This window comes from Pararhizobium sp. DWP3-4 (genome assembly GCF_049898205.1).
GTDB lineage: Bacteria > Pseudomonadota > Alphaproteobacteria > Rhizobiales > Rhizobiaceae > Pararhizobium.
The window spans coordinates 358,856-374,849 of sequence record NZ_JAFCXF010000006.1 but is presented as its reverse complement, the minus strand read 5'-3'; the positions used below and the strand labels follow the sequence as shown (position 1 = coordinate 374,849).

At 60.1% G+C, this 15,994-nt stretch carries 18 protein-coding genes; 7 read left to right on the top strand and 11 right to left on the bottom strand.

Features of this window, described 5'->3' with window-relative positions; all coding sequences use genetic code 11:
• Positions 1–32: 32 nt before the first annotated feature.
• From ACP7E6_RS18020 to ACP7E6_RS18005, 4 genes are all read right to left on the bottom strand, one after another.
• A complete protein-coding gene (locus tag ACP7E6_RS18020) occupies positions 33–425 on the bottom strand; it encodes a septal ring lytic transglycosylase RlpA family protein (protein WP_426231102.1) in 393 nt (130 codons plus the stop codon).
• Between the two features lie 463 nt (positions 426–888).
• Positions 889–1,761 (bottom strand): SDR family oxidoreductase, encoded by an 873-nt coding sequence (locus ACP7E6_RS18015; protein ID WP_426231101.1) that lies wholly within the window; start codon positions 1,759–1,761, stop codon positions 889–891.
• Positions 1,761–2,921: a tRNA epoxyqueuosine(34) reductase QueG gene (gene queG / locus ACP7E6_RS18010; RefSeq protein ID WP_426231100.1), complete on the bottom strand. Its 1,161-nt coding sequence runs from the start codon at positions 2,919–2,921 to the stop codon at positions 1,761–1,763. Before queG ends, ACP7E6_RS18015 begins: the two co-directional genes overlap by 1 nt.
• An 11-nt stretch (positions 2,922–2,932) precedes the next feature.
• Positions 2,933–3,625: a glutathione S-transferase family protein gene (locus ACP7E6_RS18005; protein WP_426231099.1), complete on the bottom strand. Its 693-nt coding sequence runs from the start codon at positions 3,623–3,625 to the stop codon at positions 2,933–2,935.
• Positions 3,626–3,802: 177 nt separating this feature from the next.
• On the opposite strand from ACP7E6_RS18005, the gene ACP7E6_RS18000 reads away from it, so the two are divergent.
• Positions 3,803–4,609, top strand: coding sequence for an undecaprenyl-diphosphate phosphatase (locus tag ACP7E6_RS18000; protein ID WP_426231098.1), 807 nt, complete (start codon positions 3,803–3,805; stop codon positions 4,607–4,609).
• Between the two features lie 96 nt (positions 4,610–4,705).
• Here ACP7E6_RS18000 and ACP7E6_RS17995 read toward each other — a convergent pair whose 3' ends face one another.
• The 7 genes from ACP7E6_RS17995 to dnaN form a co-directional block, all read right to left on the bottom strand.
• Positions 4,706–4,870, bottom strand: a complete 165-nt coding sequence (locus ACP7E6_RS17995) for a hypothetical protein (RefSeq protein WP_426231097.1) — start codon at positions 4,868–4,870, stop codon at positions 4,706–4,708.
• Between the two features lie 248 nt (positions 4,871–5,118).
• Positions 5,119–6,099: a complex I NDUFA9 subunit family protein gene (locus ACP7E6_RS17990; protein ID WP_426231096.1), complete on the bottom strand. Its 981-nt coding sequence runs from the start codon at positions 6,097–6,099 to the stop codon at positions 5,119–5,121.
• A 121-nt stretch (positions 6,100–6,220) separates the two neighbouring features.
• The gene (locus ACP7E6_RS17985; protein ID WP_264220847.1) at positions 6,221–6,508 is read right to left on the bottom strand and encodes a DUF1330 domain-containing protein; all 288 of its coding nucleotides are present in this window, start codon (positions 6,506–6,508) and stop codon (positions 6,221–6,223) included.
• Positions 6,509–6,639: 131 nt separating this feature from the next.
• Positions 6,640–7,338, bottom strand: coding sequence for an orotidine-5'-phosphate decarboxylase (gene pyrF, locus ACP7E6_RS17980; protein WP_426231095.1), 699 nt, complete (start codon positions 7,336–7,338; stop codon positions 6,640–6,642).
• Positions 7,335–7,925: a histidine phosphatase family protein gene (locus ACP7E6_RS17975; protein WP_426231094.1), complete on the bottom strand. Its 591-nt coding sequence runs from the start codon at positions 7,923–7,925 to the stop codon at positions 7,335–7,337. The genes pyrF and ACP7E6_RS17975 overlap by 4 nt, the downstream gene beginning before the upstream one ends.
• A 9-nt stretch (positions 7,926–7,934) precedes the next feature.
• On the bottom strand, positions 7,935–8,531 hold the full coding sequence (pmtA, locus tag ACP7E6_RS17970) for a phospholipid N-methyltransferase PmtA (protein WP_426231093.1): 597 nt from the start codon (positions 8,529–8,531) through the stop codon (positions 7,935–7,937).
• A gap of 237 nt (positions 8,532–8,768) precedes the next feature.
• Positions 8,769–9,887, bottom strand: coding sequence for a DNA polymerase III subunit beta (gene dnaN / locus ACP7E6_RS17965; protein WP_426231092.1), 1,119 nt, complete (start codon positions 9,885–9,887; stop codon positions 8,769–8,771).
• A 258-nt stretch (positions 9,888–10,145) separates the two neighbouring features.
• Here dnaN and rsmI point away from each other — a divergent pair, with 258 nt between their 5' ends.
• The 6 genes from rsmI (at position 10,146) to ACP7E6_RS17935 (ending at position 15,971) form a co-directional block, all read left to right on the top strand.
• Positions 10,146–11,075: a 16S rRNA (cytidine(1402)-2'-O)-methyltransferase gene (gene rsmI / locus ACP7E6_RS17960; RefSeq protein WP_426231091.1), complete on the top strand. Its 930-nt coding sequence runs from the start codon at positions 10,146–10,148 to the stop codon at positions 11,073–11,075.
• The gene (locus tag ACP7E6_RS17955) at positions 11,065–11,433 is read left to right on the top strand and encodes a YraN family protein (RefSeq protein WP_426231090.1); all 369 of its coding nucleotides are present in this window, start codon (positions 11,065–11,067) and stop codon (positions 11,431–11,433) included. The genes rsmI and ACP7E6_RS17955 overlap by 11 nt, the downstream gene beginning before the upstream one ends.
• Positions 11,434–11,537: 104 nt before the next feature.
• Positions 11,538–12,836 (top strand): extracellular solute-binding protein, encoded by a 1,299-nt coding sequence (locus tag ACP7E6_RS17950; protein WP_426231089.1) that lies wholly within the window; start codon positions 11,538–11,540, stop codon positions 12,834–12,836.
• A gap of 226 nt (positions 12,837–13,062) precedes the next feature.
• Positions 13,063–13,992: an ABC transporter permease subunit gene (locus ACP7E6_RS17945; RefSeq protein ID WP_426231088.1), complete on the top strand. Its 930-nt coding sequence runs from the start codon at positions 13,063–13,065 to the stop codon at positions 13,990–13,992.
• Between the two features lie 14 nt (positions 13,993–14,006).
• The gene (gene ugpE, locus ACP7E6_RS17940) at positions 14,007–14,849 is read left to right on the top strand and encodes a sn-glycerol-3-phosphate ABC transporter permease UgpE (protein ID WP_113246747.1); all 843 of its coding nucleotides are present in this window, start codon (positions 14,007–14,009) and stop codon (positions 14,847–14,849) included.
• A 12-nt stretch (positions 14,850–14,861) separates the two neighbouring features.
• Positions 14,862–15,971 (top strand): sn-glycerol-3-phosphate import ATP-binding protein UgpC, encoded by a 1,110-nt coding sequence (locus ACP7E6_RS17935; RefSeq protein ID WP_426231087.1) that lies wholly within the window; start codon positions 14,862–14,864, stop codon positions 15,969–15,971.
• The last annotated feature ends 23 nt before the right edge of the window (positions 15,972–15,994 follow it).

The window sequence follows — 15,994 nt, the reverse complement described above, 5'->3', positions numbered from 1 at the left end:
TCCGGAACAATTCCCGGGCGGACGTGTTGTTGTCAGCTGACGACGCGGTAACAGATGCTGGCAGTACCCGAGCTGACCATGCCGATATGGGATGCGGCGGCCTTGGAAAGATCGAGGACACGGCCGCGAATAAACGGGCCACGATCGTTGATGCGAACAACGACGGTCTTGCCGTTGCGCTTGTTTGTAACGGCGACCTTGGTGCCGAATTTGAGATTGCGATGAGCCGCCGTGAGAAAGCTGGCGTTCATGCGTTCGCCGGAGGCGGTGCGCGATGAGAGCGCATACCAGGAGGCACCGCCGCAATTACCGGCCCGGGCCTTTGACTGACCAGATGCAGCCTGGCTCGGTGTCACCGCTGTAAAAGTTGCCCCCAAGGCAAAAACCGCTGCTAGAGCAACAGACGTTATTTTCATCTTGATCAAACAGATGACCCCTACGCTGGAAAATTAGTTAAGTCTTAAGAATGAAGGCTTGTGTTTTCAGCGGGAAAAATGGCGAAAACGTGCTTCAACCTTTAATGTTGCGTTAGGAACTATTGGCGATCTACGAAAAATTCAAATTACGAAATTTTGAAATTCTGTCACAAAGCTGCAGAAATGCTTTGGATTCAGGCGTTAGCCTGGTGGAGTCAATTACCATCCTCGTGAGCCTCTATAGCCTCAAGAAAAAGGATTCAATTTTTTGAAATTGCCTAAAACCCTCCCATTTCTAAGCTAGAGAATCCAATATTCCCGTCATAAGTGTATGAATTTGGCAATACCACGGGGATATTCTTGCCGCTCCGATAGACCATACGGCCATCGCCGGGGCGATATTTCGCCACAGTTTGCCCCGATCTATCGGAAACAAAACATAGACTATCGGGAGCGTTTTTTACTTGAAATATTAGCCACGCCAGTGGCCGTTACTCCATAATTCAGCTAGCGAAATCCGATAGTCTGGGAAGCGGAAGACGAAGCCGAGATCACGCAGCCGTTTATTGGAAACGCGCTTGTTTTCCCCATAGAAAGACCGGGCCATCGGCGAAAGTTCGGCGGTTTCGAAGGGTATTTCCGGTGGTGGCGCCACACCCATCAGGCGGGCCGCCTCCGCGACGATATCCTGTGGCGGCGCCGGTTCGTGATCCGTTACATTGTAAATGCCGCCGATCGACCTCCCGGAGAGAAAGACGGCAGCACCGGCAATATCCTCGACCCGGATGCGGTTGAAGACCTGGTTGGGCTTGATCAGGCGGCGCGCGGTTCCAGCCGCAAGATTGCAGAATGCATTGCGGCCGGGTCCATAGATGCCGGAGAGCCGCAGCACGGCCACGGGGATGTTGCTGGCCTGTCCGATAGCCAGCCATGCCTGTTCGGCCGCGACCCGCTCGACGGAACGGGCGGAAACGGGCTCCAGAGAGGCATCCTCAGTCACCCAGGCGCCGCCATGGTCGCCGTAAACGCCAACTGTCGAAAGATAGCCCGCCCATTCCAGATTGGGCATCAGCTCGGCAAGAGACGGTGCGCTGGGCCGCATCATTGGATCGCCGTCGCGGCCCGGTGCAATCGACTGGATGAGATGCGTCGTGCGCTTCATGATTGCGGCCAGTTCCGGTGAGATCGCCGCACCGTCATAGACAAGCGCATCGATGCCCAAAGCGCGCAGGCCCGCAAGCTTGTCCTCGGAGCGTGTCGTTCCGGTCACCGATTGCGCCAGGGGTAGAAAAGCCTTGGCAATCGCCGAGCCGGAGAAACCGGCGCCCAGAACCAGAACATGCATCAGACAACTCCTGCCAGTTTCCATTCGCCGAGAACCTCGGGATCGGTCTCGTCCTGCCGTCTTGCCGCAAAATCAGAGAAATCGCCAGCCGTCATCAACTGCGACAGCGCCCAGACCGCCACTCCCCGCACAATCGCCGACGGATCGGCGGACAGGATGCGACAAAGGTCGATCAGGCTGGTCTCACCGGAATTGCCGGCAGCAATCAGACAGTTGCGGACAAACCGGTCGCGGCCGATGCGCTTGACCGGAGAGCCGGAAAAGAACGTCCGGAATGCCGGATCGTCGAGCGTCAGCAGAAACGACAGCGGCGGTTCCTTCAGGTCCTCGCGTGCCTTCAGCTTCATCTCGGAGGCTGCGGCGGCAAACTTGTTCCAGGGGCAGACGGCAAGACAGTCGTCGCAGCCATAGATGCGGTTGCCGATCCTTGGGCGGATGGCAGGATCGATCGGGCCTTTATGTTCGATCGTCAGGTAGGAGATGCAGCGCCGCGCATCGATCCGGTAGGGTGCCGGAAATGCGTCGGTCGGGCAGGCATCGAGGCAGGCACGGCAGGAGCCGCAATGATCCCGCTCGGGCGCGTCGATCGACAGATCGGCCGTGGTGAACAGGCTGCCGAGAAACAGCCAGGAGCCGAACTCGCGGCTGACGAGATTGGTGTGCTTGCCCTGCCAGCCAAGGCCAGCCTGCTCGGCCAGCGGCTTTTCCATCACCGGTGCGGTATCGACGAACACCTTGACGTCCTCGCCTGCCCTTGCGGCAAAACGGGTGGCGACTTCCTTCAGCTTGCCCTTGATCACGTCGTGGTAATCGCGATTGCGGGCATAGACGGAGATGGCGCCGAGTTCCGGCCTGTCGAGAAGATAGCGCGGGTCTTCGTCCGGCCCATAATTCATGCCGAACAAAACGACGGAGCGAACATCGCTCCAAAGGACACGGGGATCGGCCCGGCGGTCGGCCGTATCGGCCATCCAGTCCATCGTACCGTGATAGCCTTCGGCGAGGAAGTCGGCGAGGCGCTCCGGTGCTTTGGGAATGGAATCGGGAAGCGTCACCCGGCAGACGTCGAAACCCTTGTCGCGGGCCTCGTCCTTCAGGAAGCTGGTGAGCGTCCGGCGCCGCTTGTCATGCTTCTCCTCAAGGAGCGCATTGCCGGGCACGGGACCGCTCCTTAAAAATCGAGGTCGGCGTAATGGGACACAGGCGTGACCCCGCGCACGCGCTCAGCCAGCAATGGGCGGAACGATGGACGCGACTTGAGGCGCTGATACCAGTCCTTGACAGCCGGGGCTTCCGACCAGTCGATTTCACCGAGATAATCCAGGACCGAGATGGCAGCAGCGGCGGCAAGATCGGCGTAGGACAACCGGTCGCCGGCCAGATAGGTGCGCGAGCCCGCAAGCCAGCCGAGGTATTTCAGGTGCTGGCGGATATTGGCGCGCGATGTGCGCAGCATTTTCGAGTCCGGCGCGCCACCGCCCTGATCGGGTGTCATCTGCAGCTTGAAAATGCGTTCGCGCACCAAGGGCCGCGTTACGTCGGCTTCCATCTTCTGCAGGAACCATTCGACCAGCCGGCGGATTTCCGCACGCTGGAACGGGTCTTCCGCCAGAAGCCGGCGGTCGCGCTTCAGCACGCCGTGGGTTTCGTCGACATATTCGGAAATGACCATAGCACCACAGAGCGCCCGCATGCTGTCATCGACATAAACCGGCAATGTGCCCGCCGGGTTGAGCGTCAGGAAATCCCGGCGCTTCTCCCAGGGCTGCTCCTCCGCCAGTTCCGTCTGATAGCCGTATTCCGACAGGATCAGGCGGACGAACCGGGAGGATGTGGACATCGGGTGGTGATAAAGTGTCGGCATAAGCGATCGGATTTCGTCAGTTCGGTTGGGAGGGGATGGGTGTGTCGTGGCGGTTTCGTCTGGCCACGGTGTGTTAGAAAAAGCTATAGGAACTTGCTGCCGCAAACACAAGCGAATCAGCCAATGCCCTTCGTTGGCCCAGAGCCTAACCTCCAATGCTTCAGGGAAGCTTAATTCATGGCCGATCAATCGATCATCAGTGCGCTTATCCTTGGCCTTATCGAAGGCCTGACCGAATTCATTCCGGTTTCCTCCACCGCCCATGTCCTGCTCGCCGGGCATTTCCTCGGGTTCAAATCGCCCGGCAATACCTTTGCAGTGCTCATCCAGCTCGGTGCGATCCTCGCCATTCTGCTGGTCTATTTCCAGCGGCTGCTCTCCATCGCGCTGGCCCTGCCCTCAAGCGCCAAGGCCCGGCGGTTCGTCCTGTCGGTCCTGCTCGCCTTCCTGCCGGCTGCCGTGATCGGCGCCATTGCGCATGACTTCATCAAGACCGTGCTGTTCGAAACGCCGATGCTGATCTGCGTCGTGCTGATCATCGGCGGCGTCATTCTCTACGCGATCGACCGCATGCCTCTGAAGCCGATATATCGCGACGTCATGGATTATCCACCCTCGCTGGCGTTCAAAATCGGCCTGTTCCAGTGCCTGGCGATGATCCCCGGCACCTCGCGCTCCGGCGCGACGATCGCCGGCGCGCTGCTGATGGGAACCGACAAGCGTTCGGCGGCCGAATTCTCGTTCTTCCTGGCCATGCCGACAATGCTCGGCGCCTTCACGCTCGATCTCTACAAGAACCGTGACGCACTCAACTTCGACGACGTGACGCTGATTGCAGTCGGCTTCATCGCCGCCTTCGTCTCCGCGCTGCTGGTGGTGCGTTCGCTTCTGAACTTCGTCTCGAACCGGGGCTTCGCACCGTTTGCCATCTGGCGCATCCTCGTCGGCACGGTCGGCCTCATCGGCCTTTGGCTGTTCGGCTGAGCCCAATAAAAAAACCGCATGCACCTCAAAGAAGAGGATGCATGCGGTCCCTGGCCCCCGCCATAGTCCATGCCGCCTTTTGAAAGGCGGAAACTCTTATTCTGCTGCGAGCGCACCGATCGACGCGGTCGTGCAAGGATCGACGCCATAGGCAGGCGCGCAGCCGCTATGATTGCTGGCGACCGTCTTTGGCGCAGCGAAGGATCCAGCCAGGACGATAAGTGCCGCGCACGCAAAGAAAATCGCGATCGACTTGCCCATAAAATGTGCCTCTCAAGATGATGTGACGGCGCCGGTCATTCCTTGGGTAAACGATGCGGCGCGGCTGCTGTGTATGTGCTGGAACCGTTGTTATCAATATCGATACATGTTGAATCGACGGTAAAGACCAATCGCTTTTTTAAGTGAGGCAGAACTGCAACGTTTTATTCTGCGACGGTCAAAAAGAAACCGCCGGTTTGTACCGGCGGCTTGTTCGACGACAGATTTTCAAGCTGCAGTCAGCGTGATCAGGCAGCGCTGCCGGAGCGGGTATACTGGCCCTGCGGGCGATAGCGCACCACGTAGGAGGGCAGCACGGCCTCGACCGAGGTCGGCTCGATACCGAACGCTTCCAATGTGCGGCCTTCGGCCTGCGCCTTGGCAGAGACGATATTGTCGCTCTTCAGCAGGGTCACCTGATCGACGGTCAGCGGCGGCGCGATGAACGGCACCATCGAGGCGACGGAGCCGATCAGGGATGCAAGACCGAACGGGATCGGCAGCAAGGTGCGCTTGCGATCGATGGTCTTCAGGAGAATTTCGAGACAGTTCTTGAAGGTGAGGACGTCCGGTCCGCCGATCTCATAGATCCGGCCGCGCGCAACCTTGCCCTCGACGGCCTTGGCAACGGCTTCGGCAATGTCGGTGACATAGATCGGCTGGAACGCCGTATTGCCACCGCCGACCAGCGGCAGGACCGGCGAAAAGCGTGCCATTTCGGCAAACTTGTTGAAGAAGCCGTCCTCTGGACCGAAGACGATCGAAGGCCGCAGGATGACGGCTTCCGGGACGGTCTCGAGGACCGCCTTTTCCGCACGGCCCTTGCTGCGGGCATACAACGATTCAGCATTGGCATCGGCACCGATGGCGGACACATGCGTCAATGTCGCGCCGGCACCACGGGCGGCCTCGGCGACGGCGCGGGCGCCGAAATCCTGGACCGAGTCGAAGGTGTTGCGCCCGGCTTCAAACAGGATGCCGACGCAGTTGACGACGTGATCGGAGCCAAGAACGGCCGCATCGACCGACTTGCGGTAGCGCAGGTTGGCCTGGACGAAGGAAATCTGACCGACATTGCCCAAAGGCTGCAGGAAGCCTGCGAGATCGGGCCGGCGAACGGCGACGCGAATGCGAAAGCCGCGCTTGGCCAGGGCCCGCACGACATGCCGGCCGACAAACCCGGAACCGCCGAAAACGGTGACGAGCGGCGGGAGATTGGACAAAGTCATGGCACAGGCACTCCTGATCTGCAGTATGGCGTATATGAGCTACATAGCCCAATCATCGGGCCACGGGAAGGCTTATCACCAGGGCATTGCTGCCGCTTTCCGCCGCAGTTGCGGCCGGGCGTCAGACGCCCTCGACAACGACCATTTCAGCATCGGCGACCTGCTGGCGGATTGCAGCGGCGATCTGGTATTCGGGAGAATTGTAGCAATCGATCGCCGCCTGCAGCGACGGGAATTCGATCACCACGTTGCGGGCACGCACATCGCCCTCCAGACGCTGGAAAGCGCCGCCACGCGCCAGAAAATTCGCACCGTATTTCTCGAACGCGGGCTTGGCGGCTGTGACATAGTCCTTGTAACGCTCGGTATCGCGAACATCGACCCGTGCAATCCAGTAGCCCTTGGCCATGGCAATCTCCTCAATCTCTCCGCTTACTGCGAATTGTCGCCTCGATTTCTTCCGTCAAATCGCCGGTTTGGTCAAGCCGAGGGAAGACATGTCCGGGGTGGCATCTGCAGCAGGCGTAGCAGGGCGATTGCCTAGAGGGCGCCGGTCATTTCATTCAGGATAGCCAGGGCCGCAGCGTGCGGATCGGCGGCCTTGACGATCGGGCGGGCGACGACGAGATGGCTGGAACCGGAGCGCAACGCATCGGCCGGTGTCATCACGCGCTTCTGGTCGCCCTTGTCGCTGCCGGCCGGACGAATACCTGGGGTGACGATGGCCATGTCCGCGCCGACGATCTTGCGGACGGCGGACGATTCTTCGGCCGAGCAGACGATGCCGCCCATGCCGGCGGCGCGGGCCTGTTCGGTACGGCGCAACACCAGCGTATGGGGGTCGTACTGATAACCGGCATCGATGACGTCCTGCTCGTCCATGGAGGTGAGCACGGTGACGCCGAGCAGGCAGAGATCGGAGCCTCGTGCGGCTTCCACGGCCGCCCGCATCGCCTTCGGATAGGCATGCAGCGTCAGCATTGACATCCCCATCTTGGCGATGTTTTCGACACCCTTGGCAACCGTGTTGTCGATGTCGAGCAGCTTCATGTCGAGAAAGATCTTCTTGCCGTCGGCAGCCAGATCGCGGGCAAATTCGAGACCGCCGGCGAAGGCCAGCTGGTAGCCGATCTTGTAGAACAGCACGTCGTCGCCGAGCGCTTTGACGATAACCTCTGCCTCGCCGATGGTGGGGATATCAAGGCCGACGATCAGCCGGTCGCGCGCGGTTGCAGTCATTGTTGCCATCCTTGCCAGAGCTCCATGGCGGTCCAGTCGCATGCAAGAGAACGGTCCGCAAGGGAAAATGCGTAGAGGCAGCCACCGCCTGGCAACTGGTCGTGGCTGCGCGAAATCGGCAGACCGGCCAAGTGGCATTTCAACAGCGTTCCGACGCCGCCATGCCCGACAAAGGCAATCGGCATTGCCGGATCATGCCGGTCCAGCACGGACGTGACTGCCGTGACAATCCGCCTCTGGGCATCGATCGCCCGCTCCCAGCCATGGAAACTCTGTTCGGGATTGGCGAAGAACCAGTTGGCGGCCTTTTCGAATTCTTCGGGTATGAGAAAGCCAGTGGCCGAGCGGTCGTTTTCACCGGAATGTTCCAGGACCTCGACTTCGATGCCGCTTGCCCGTGCCATGATCGTGGCCGTTTCCAGCGCCTTGGTCTCGTCGCTGGAGAGGATGCGGGAAAGCTGGTTTGTCCAACTCAGCTGCGCCGTCTTTTCGGCCCGCGCGATGCCGACCTCAGACAGTCCCCAGCGTGGAACCGGCACATCCGGCTCCAGACGGATTTGCGGATGCGTCATATAAACTGCGAACATCGACAGGCCTCAATGCGTCTTGCGGTAAACCCATAGCTGCGCGGGCGGGATGTTGCGGACGACGAAATCATAATGGGAGATCTGGTAGCGATCAGGCATGGCGACAACAGGCGAGAGCGGGCCGTAGGAAATCTGGATGACCGGGCGGCCGACGGGGATACGCGACAGGAGATCATCAATCAGCGAGACACGCTTATGCATCGGGAAGTTCAATAGCGGCACGGCGGAAACAACACTGTCGAACTGCTGGTCGCGGCGTGTGCCGAGCGTCTTGTCGAGATCGAAGGCATCGCCATTGATGAAATCGACATCCGGATAGGTCTTTACCAGATGCTGGAAGAAATCGGTGGAAAATTCGACCGACACGAGGTTTTCCGGCTGAACGCCCTTCTGCAGGATCGCCTTGGTGATGACGCCGGTGCCTGGCCCGAGCTCAAGAACGGGGAGCCCTGAATGCGGATTGACGACGCTGGCCATCCGCCGCGCGGTGATGCCGGATGTCGGCACGATCGAACCGACCGCCTTCATATTGCTTCGCCAGCCCTTGAAGAAACGGATTTCCTCATCGAATTTCTTGCCAAAACGCTCTTTCAGACGAAAATTCATGCGTATCTCCAGAAATCCCCCGTCTGCGTCTCAAACAGGCTTCATGCCTGCCGGCGCAAACGCAGCGGCCCCAACTGCAAAATGATTATGTCTTGCCCTATGCGACAAAAACAAGTCATTCCGCGCCATTATAGTCGACTACCAACAAGCGGTTAAGTCCTTGCCGCAGGTGGATAACTGCATACGAAAACGGCCGGATCAGGTCCGGCCGCTTTCGATTTCAAATATCTACCGGGCCTAAACCCGCATCGGCATCAGAACATAGAGAGCGTCATCGCCCGCCATGTCGCGCACCAAAGTCGGCGAGCCGGCATCGGCCAGCATGAAGACGGCATCGGTGCCGGACAGCTGGGCGGTGATGTCCAGCAGGTACTTGGCGTTGAAGCCGATTTCCAGCGGATCGCTGTCGTAACCGACGGCGAGTTCTTCCGTGGCGCTGCCCGAATCCGGGTTGTTGACGGTGAGCGTCAGCTGTCCGTCCGACAGCGCCAGCTTGACGGCGCGGCCGCGCTCGGACGAAATCGTCGAAACACGGTCAACGGCCTGGGCGAAGGACTGGCAATCGATCTTCAGCTCCTTGTCGTTATTGGCCGGAATGACGCGCTGGTAATCGGGGAACGTGCCGTCGATCAGCTTCGAGGTCATGATGATCGAACCGATCGTCAGGCGGATCTTCGCATCCGACACTTCGACGGTGACGACGACATCCGGATTGTCGACCAGCTTCTGCAATTCGCTGACGGTCTTGCGCGGGATGATGATGCCCGGCATGCCTTCCGAGCCCGACGGGGCTTCGAGATCGGCGCGGGCGAGACGATGGCCGTCGGTAGCCACAGCGCGCAGCTTCAGCTGCCCCTTGCTTTCGATCGTGTGAATATAGATGCCGTTCAGATAATAGCGTGTCTCTTCCGTCGAGATCGCAAACTGGGTGCGATCGATCAGCATCTTGAGGTCCGTCGCCTTCATGCGGAACGTGTGGGTGAAGGCACCGGCGGTCAAATCCGGAAAATCGGACTGGGGCAGGCATTGCAGCGAGAATTTCGAGCGGCCGGACTGCACGGTCATGGCGGTGCCGTCGGCATTGGTGGCGAGTGCCACTTCGGAGCCATCCGGCAGCTTGCGGACGATATCGTAGAGCAGGTGGGCGGGTACCGTCGTTGCACCGGGTGTTTCCACCTGCGCCGGGGTTGCCTCGGTGATTTCGAGGTCGAGGTCGGTTGCCTTCATTTCAAGGCTGGCACCGTCGGAGCGCAAAAGCACGTTCGAGAGGATCGGAATGGTATTGCGACGCTCGACCACGCGGTGAACGTGGTTCAGCGACTTCAGGAGATTGGACCGCTCGAGAGTAATGCGCATGAGATGCTACCGCTTTCAACCATCGCCGGGCGGGCCGCGCCTCCCGGCTTGAACTTTTGAAGTGTCCCCTTTCGGACGGGGAAGATGTGGACGGGCAAAATGGCAGAAACAAGCCGTCAAAAGCAAGGGGTAACGGTGGTTGAGCCCCAGTAATGTTTGCGTTGCCGCAAATTCGCTGCTCTTGCTGAAGTGCTGCCGCTCCCCCATAAAGACCGGGCGCCGGCTCAACGGCGGACAAAGGCATGAGGGCATAGCGTTTTGGAAAAGCAGGCATCGGGCGAAACGCAGACGAACGAGCGGCAGAAGAGCTACCGCCTGCACAATGTCGCGGTGCCCGCACGGCCGCTGGAACCGGCGCTCTATCTGGTCGCAACGCCGATCGGCAATCTCTCCGACATCACCCTGCGTGCCCTAGAAACATTGGCCGGGGCCGATGTGTTGGCCTGCGAGGACACCCGCGTCACCCGCGTGCTGCTCGATCGTTACGGCATCGTCAACCGGCCCTATGCCTATCACGAATACAATGCCAACGAAGTCGGCCCCAAGCTCCTGGCCGCACTTGACCAGGGCAAGTCCGTTGCGCTTGTCTCTGACGCCGGCACGCCGCTGGTTTCCGATCCCGGCTACCGACTGGGCCAGATCGCCATTGAGGCCGGGCACCGGGTGGTGCCGATCCCTGGCGCTTCGGCGCCCTTGGCAGCCCTGGTCGGGTCCGGCCTGCCGAACGACGCCTTCCTGTTTGCAGGTTTTCTGCCCTCCAAGGACAAGGCGCGCCGCGACCGGTTTGCCGAGCTTGCCGATATTCCAGCGACGCTGATGTTCTTCGAGTCCCCGCACCGGATCGCGGCCAGCATCGTTGCGGCCCATGATGTGCTCGGCGGTGAACGGCGCGCCTCGGTCTGCCGCGAATTGACCAAGACCTTCGAGGAATTCCGCCGCGGCACGCTGGCCGAACTCAAGGCGTTCTACGACGAAGGCGCCACCGTCAAGGGCGAGATCGTGCTGGTCATCGGTCCGCCGGACGCACCGGCGGCACCGGAGGCCGACGATGTCGATGCGATCCTCTTGAAACTCGTCAAGGACATGTCGACCGGCAAGGCAGCGACCGAGGCTGCTAAACAGACCGGCCTCAACCGCAAGGAACTCTACGACCGGCTGCTGGAGCTCAAAGACCGGGATGAAAGCTGAGCCACCGGACCAGAAAAGACGGAAGGCGCTGCGGCGCGGCGCGCTTGCGGAATATCGCGCCGCCCTTTGCCTCCTCCTCAAGGGCTACCGCATCGTCGCGTTCCGCTACCGCACGAAGCTCGGGGAAATCGACATCATTGCACGCAAGGGCAATCTGATCGCCTGCGTCGAGGTGAAGGCCCGCCGCTCGCTTGAAGATTCTGTATTCGCCGTTTCCGATTTTGCACAGCGCCGCATCCGCGCCGCAAGCGACCTCTGGCTCGCCAAACAGCCGGATTTTACCGCTCTTTCAGTCCGCTATGACATAATCTCCGTCACGCCCTGGCGCTGGCCGGTCCATCTTGCGGATGCTTTTTGAACAGCTGTGCACAGTTGTAATCGTCCCGACATAAAAGCGTTATGCTGATGTCATGAAAGGGCTTTAGCCGGTTCCTCACCCTAAACCTGGTGAAAGGAACTGCCATGATCAGGAAATACACGATGACCGGCCTCGCGCTGGTTTTCTCCGCCACCTCCTCGTTTGCCGCGACCAATATCAGCTGGTGGCACGGCATGGCCGGCCGCAACGGCGAAGTCATCAACGAGATCGCCACCAAGTTCAACGCCTCGCAGACCGCCTGCGCGCTGACCCCGGTTTCCAAGGGCACCTATGAGGAAGCGCTGGCTTCCGGCATCGCCGCTTTCCGTTCGGGCGAACAGCCGAACATCCTGCAGGTTTTCGATGCTGGTGCAGCAACGATCATCAATGCCAAGGGCGCCGTCATCCCGGCCGAAGACCTGATCAACAATGCCGGCTACAAGTTCGACCGCGAAGCCTTCATCGACGGCGTTCGCTACTTCTACGCCGATAGCGACGGCAAGTTCGTCGGCATGCCGTTCAACTCGTCGGCGCCGATCATGTACATCAACGACGAAGCCCTGAAGAAGGCCGGCGTCGAAGCCCCGAAGACCTGGGAAGAATTCGAAACTGCCGCTCCGAAGCTGAAGGAAGCCGGTTACATCCCGCTCGTCCAGTCGCAGCTGACCTGGCAGTTCACCGAGAACTTCTTCTCGCGCAACAACATCCAGTTCGCCACCAACAATAACGGTTATGACAGCGTCACCGACACCCAGCTGAAGGTCACCGACCCGAACCTCATCATGATGTTCGACAAGCTGAAAACCTGGGCCGACGAAGGCTACTTCGCCTTTTACGGTGCCGGCTGGAACGATAACCAGAAGATGTTCGAAGAAAACAAGGCCGCCCTCTGGATCGGTTCGTCCGGCTCGTTCGGCGGCCTGCAGAAGACGGCCCAGATGCCGTTCTCGGCAACCTTCCTGCCCTATTGGGGTTCGATCAAGGGTGCGGGCACCTCGTCCTTCATCGGTGGTGCAGCGCTCTTTGCAATGGCCGGCAAGCCTGAAGCAGAAAACAAGTGCGTCGCCGACTTCTTCCAGTTCCTGACCTCGCCGGAAATCCAGGTCTTCTACCACAAGGCCACCGGCTACGTCGCCATCACCAAGGCAGCCTACGAGCTTGCCAAGAAGGAAGGCTACTACGCCGAGAAGCCGGCTGCCGAAGTCGGCATCCAGCAGCTGATGCTGCCGGCCGGTGAATGGTCGAAGGGCTACCGCCTCGGCTTCTACCCGCAGATTCGCGAAATCATGGAACGCGAATACGGCCGCATCTTCTCGGGCGAAGTCACCGTCAAGGACGCCTTCGACACGATCGAGAAGGAAGGCAACGAACTGCTTGCCCGTTTCGCAAAGACGGCTGGTTGATCTCTGATCTTTCCCTCCCCCTTGTGGGGAGGGTCGGAGCGAAGCGACGGGGAGGGGTTCTTTCTAAAGGAAGTCCCCTCCCCAACCCTCCCCACAAGGGGGAGGGAGTTTGCCTCCCGCCCGCCGACACTTCCCCTGCCCTTAAGGCCACACCATGACGAACACGCCCTCATCTTCGGCCATGTCCGCAACACTCACGGCCCCCGTCCCAGGCGGGTTTTGGCGCATGTTCGGCCTGAACAAATCCGCCAGCAGACCGCCTGAAGAGACCGACGCCAAGCGCGTGCAGTTCAACTCGCGGTTCCTGCCCTATCTCTTCCTTGCGCCGCAGATGGCGATCATCTTCGTGTTCTTCTACTGGCCCTCGGTGCAGGCGATCCATTCGTCCTTCTACCTTGAGGACCCTTTCGGCTTCGGCTCAACCTTCGTCGGCATGGCCAATTACACCGACGTGCTGAAATCCGGCGAATATCTGGGCATTGCCCGCTTCACCGCCGTGTTCACAGCACTCGTCACCTTCTTTTCGCTGGCGATCGGCCTGCTGCTCGCCGTCAAGGCTGACGGCGTCATCCGCGGCAATGCCACCTACAAGACGCTGTTGATCTGGGTCTATGCCATCGCCCCGCCGGTTGCCGGGCTGATGGGCATGATGATGTTCGACCAGCATATCGGTCCGCTGGTGAAGTTTGCCGCCTTCTTCGGATGGGATATCAAGGTCGGGCTGAACTACAACGACACGGCCTTCGCGATGATCGTCGTCTCGGTCTGGAAACAGATCCCCTACAATTTCATCTTCTTCCTATCCGGCCTTCAGGGCATTCCGGTCTCGGTTCGCGAGGCAGCGCTGATGGATTGCCGCTCCGGCTTCCGCCGCTTCTGGACGGTCATCCTGCCGCTGCTGGCCCCGACCGCCTTCTTCCTCCTGATCATCAACACCACCTACGCCCTGTTCGACACGTTCGGCGTCATCGACGTGATGGTGAAGGACAAGGCGGCCAACAACCCGATCACGCTGGTCTACAAGGTCTACATGGACGGCTTCCGCGGCAACGACCTCGGCGGTTCCTCGGCCCAGTCGGTCATCCTGATGATCATCGTCTTCGTGCTCACCATCTTCCAGTTCCGCTTCATCGAGCGGCGCGTCCACTATAATTGAGCGGAGGCGAGATCATGCATCGCACGAAACTTTTCGACCATGTCATCCTGATGATGGGCGTCTTCTTCATGGTCGGGCCATTGCTCGTCGCCCTGATGACCTCCAGCCACGAGGCAGCCGATATCCATCGCAACGGGTTGCAAATCCTGCCCGGCGGCCATTTCATCGATACCTACACGACCGTGCTCACCAAGCAGGGCGGCTTTACCGGCAAGATTACCGGTCTCAGAATGATGATGAACTCGCTGATCCTCGGCATCGGCTTTGCCGCCGGCAAGATCATCCTGTCGATGCTGGCGGCCTATGCGCTGGTCTATTTCCGCTTCCGCTTTGCCACCATCACATTCTGGATGATCTTCACGACGCTGCTCCTGCCGCTCGAAGTGCGCATCCTGCCGTCCTACGAGGTGATGAACACGCTGAAGCTGACCAACACCTATACCGGCCTGATCGTGCCGCTTCTGGCGTCGGCCACCGGCACCTTCTATTTCCGCCAGTTCTTCAAATCGATCCCGGACGAGCTCTTGGAAGCCGCCCGCATCGATGGTGCCGGACCCTTCAAGTTCTTCATCGACGTGATCGTGCCTTTGTCGAAGACGATGATAGCGGCGATCTTCATCATCATGTTCGTCTATGGCTGGAACCAGTATCTCTGGCCGACGCTGATGACCACCGACGAGAGTTTCTTCACGCTGGTGCGCGGCATCAAGCAGATCCTGCTGGTCTGGGTCGGCTCCAACATTCCCGACTATAACGAGGCCTTTGCCCTGGCGATCCTTGCCATGGTGCCGCCTGTGATGATCGTCATGATCTTCCAGCGCTGGTTCATCAAAGGCCTCACCGAAAGCGACAAGTAGAGGAACGCCACCATGGCAGCGATCAACATCACCAATGTTTCGAAGATCTACGCAGGCGGCGTCGAGGCGGTGAAATCCGTCTCCATCGACATCGCCGACGGCGAATTCATCGTTCTGGTCGGCCCGTCCGGCTGCGGCAAGTCCACGCTTTTGCGGATGGTGGCGGGCCTTGAGGCTATCTCGAAGGGCACCGTCGAAATCGGCGACCGCGTCATCAATGACGTGGAACCAGCCGAGCGCGATATCGCCATGGTGTTCCAGAACTATGCGCTCTATCCGCATATGACCGTCTACAACAACCTGGCCTATGGCCTCAAAAACCGCGGCACGCCGAAGGCGGAGATCGAAGCGCGCGTGGCGGAAGCCGCCCGCATGCTGGAGATCGAACAGTATCTCGCCCGCAAGCCGCGCGCGCTTTCCGGCGGCCAGCGCCAGCGCGTCGCCATGGGCCGCGCCATCGTCCGCAAACCCGCCGCCTTCCTGTTCGACGAACCCTTGTCCAATCTCGACGCCAAGCTGCGCGTTTCGATGCGCGGCGAGATCAAGCAGCTGCAAAAGCGCCTCGGCACCACCTCGCTCTACGTCACCCATGACCAGCTGGAAGCCATGACGCTGGCCGACCGCCTCGTCGTCCTCAATGGTGGCGAAATCGAGCAGATCGGCAAGCCGCTCGACGTCTACCACACGCCCGCTTCCACCTTTGTCGCCAGCTTCATCGGCTCTCCGGCCATGAACCTCGTGCAGGCAACGCGCGAAGGAACACGCATTCATTTCGGCAGCCAGGTGCTCGACACGGGCCGCATGGCAAGCATGCCGGGACTGGTGACCGTCGGCATCCGCGCGGAGGACCTGCGGATTGCTGCCCCCAGCGAACCGTCGCTAACCCAGAAGGTCGACTATATCGAAGAACTCGGCGCCCAGCGCCTGGTGCACGGCACGATCGACGGCAAGAAGCTGACGGCGTCGCTGTCGCCGGAGATCGAGATCGGCGAAACGATGGCGCTGACCATCGCGCCGGAGCGCCTCCATTTCTTCGATGCCCAGAGCGGCAAACGTCTGGCACAGCCGTTCGCGGTATCCGAGGGAAGGCGCGTGGAGAGATTTGAGGTCGCGGATGCATGATCACGAAAGGCGGAAAGGCTCTG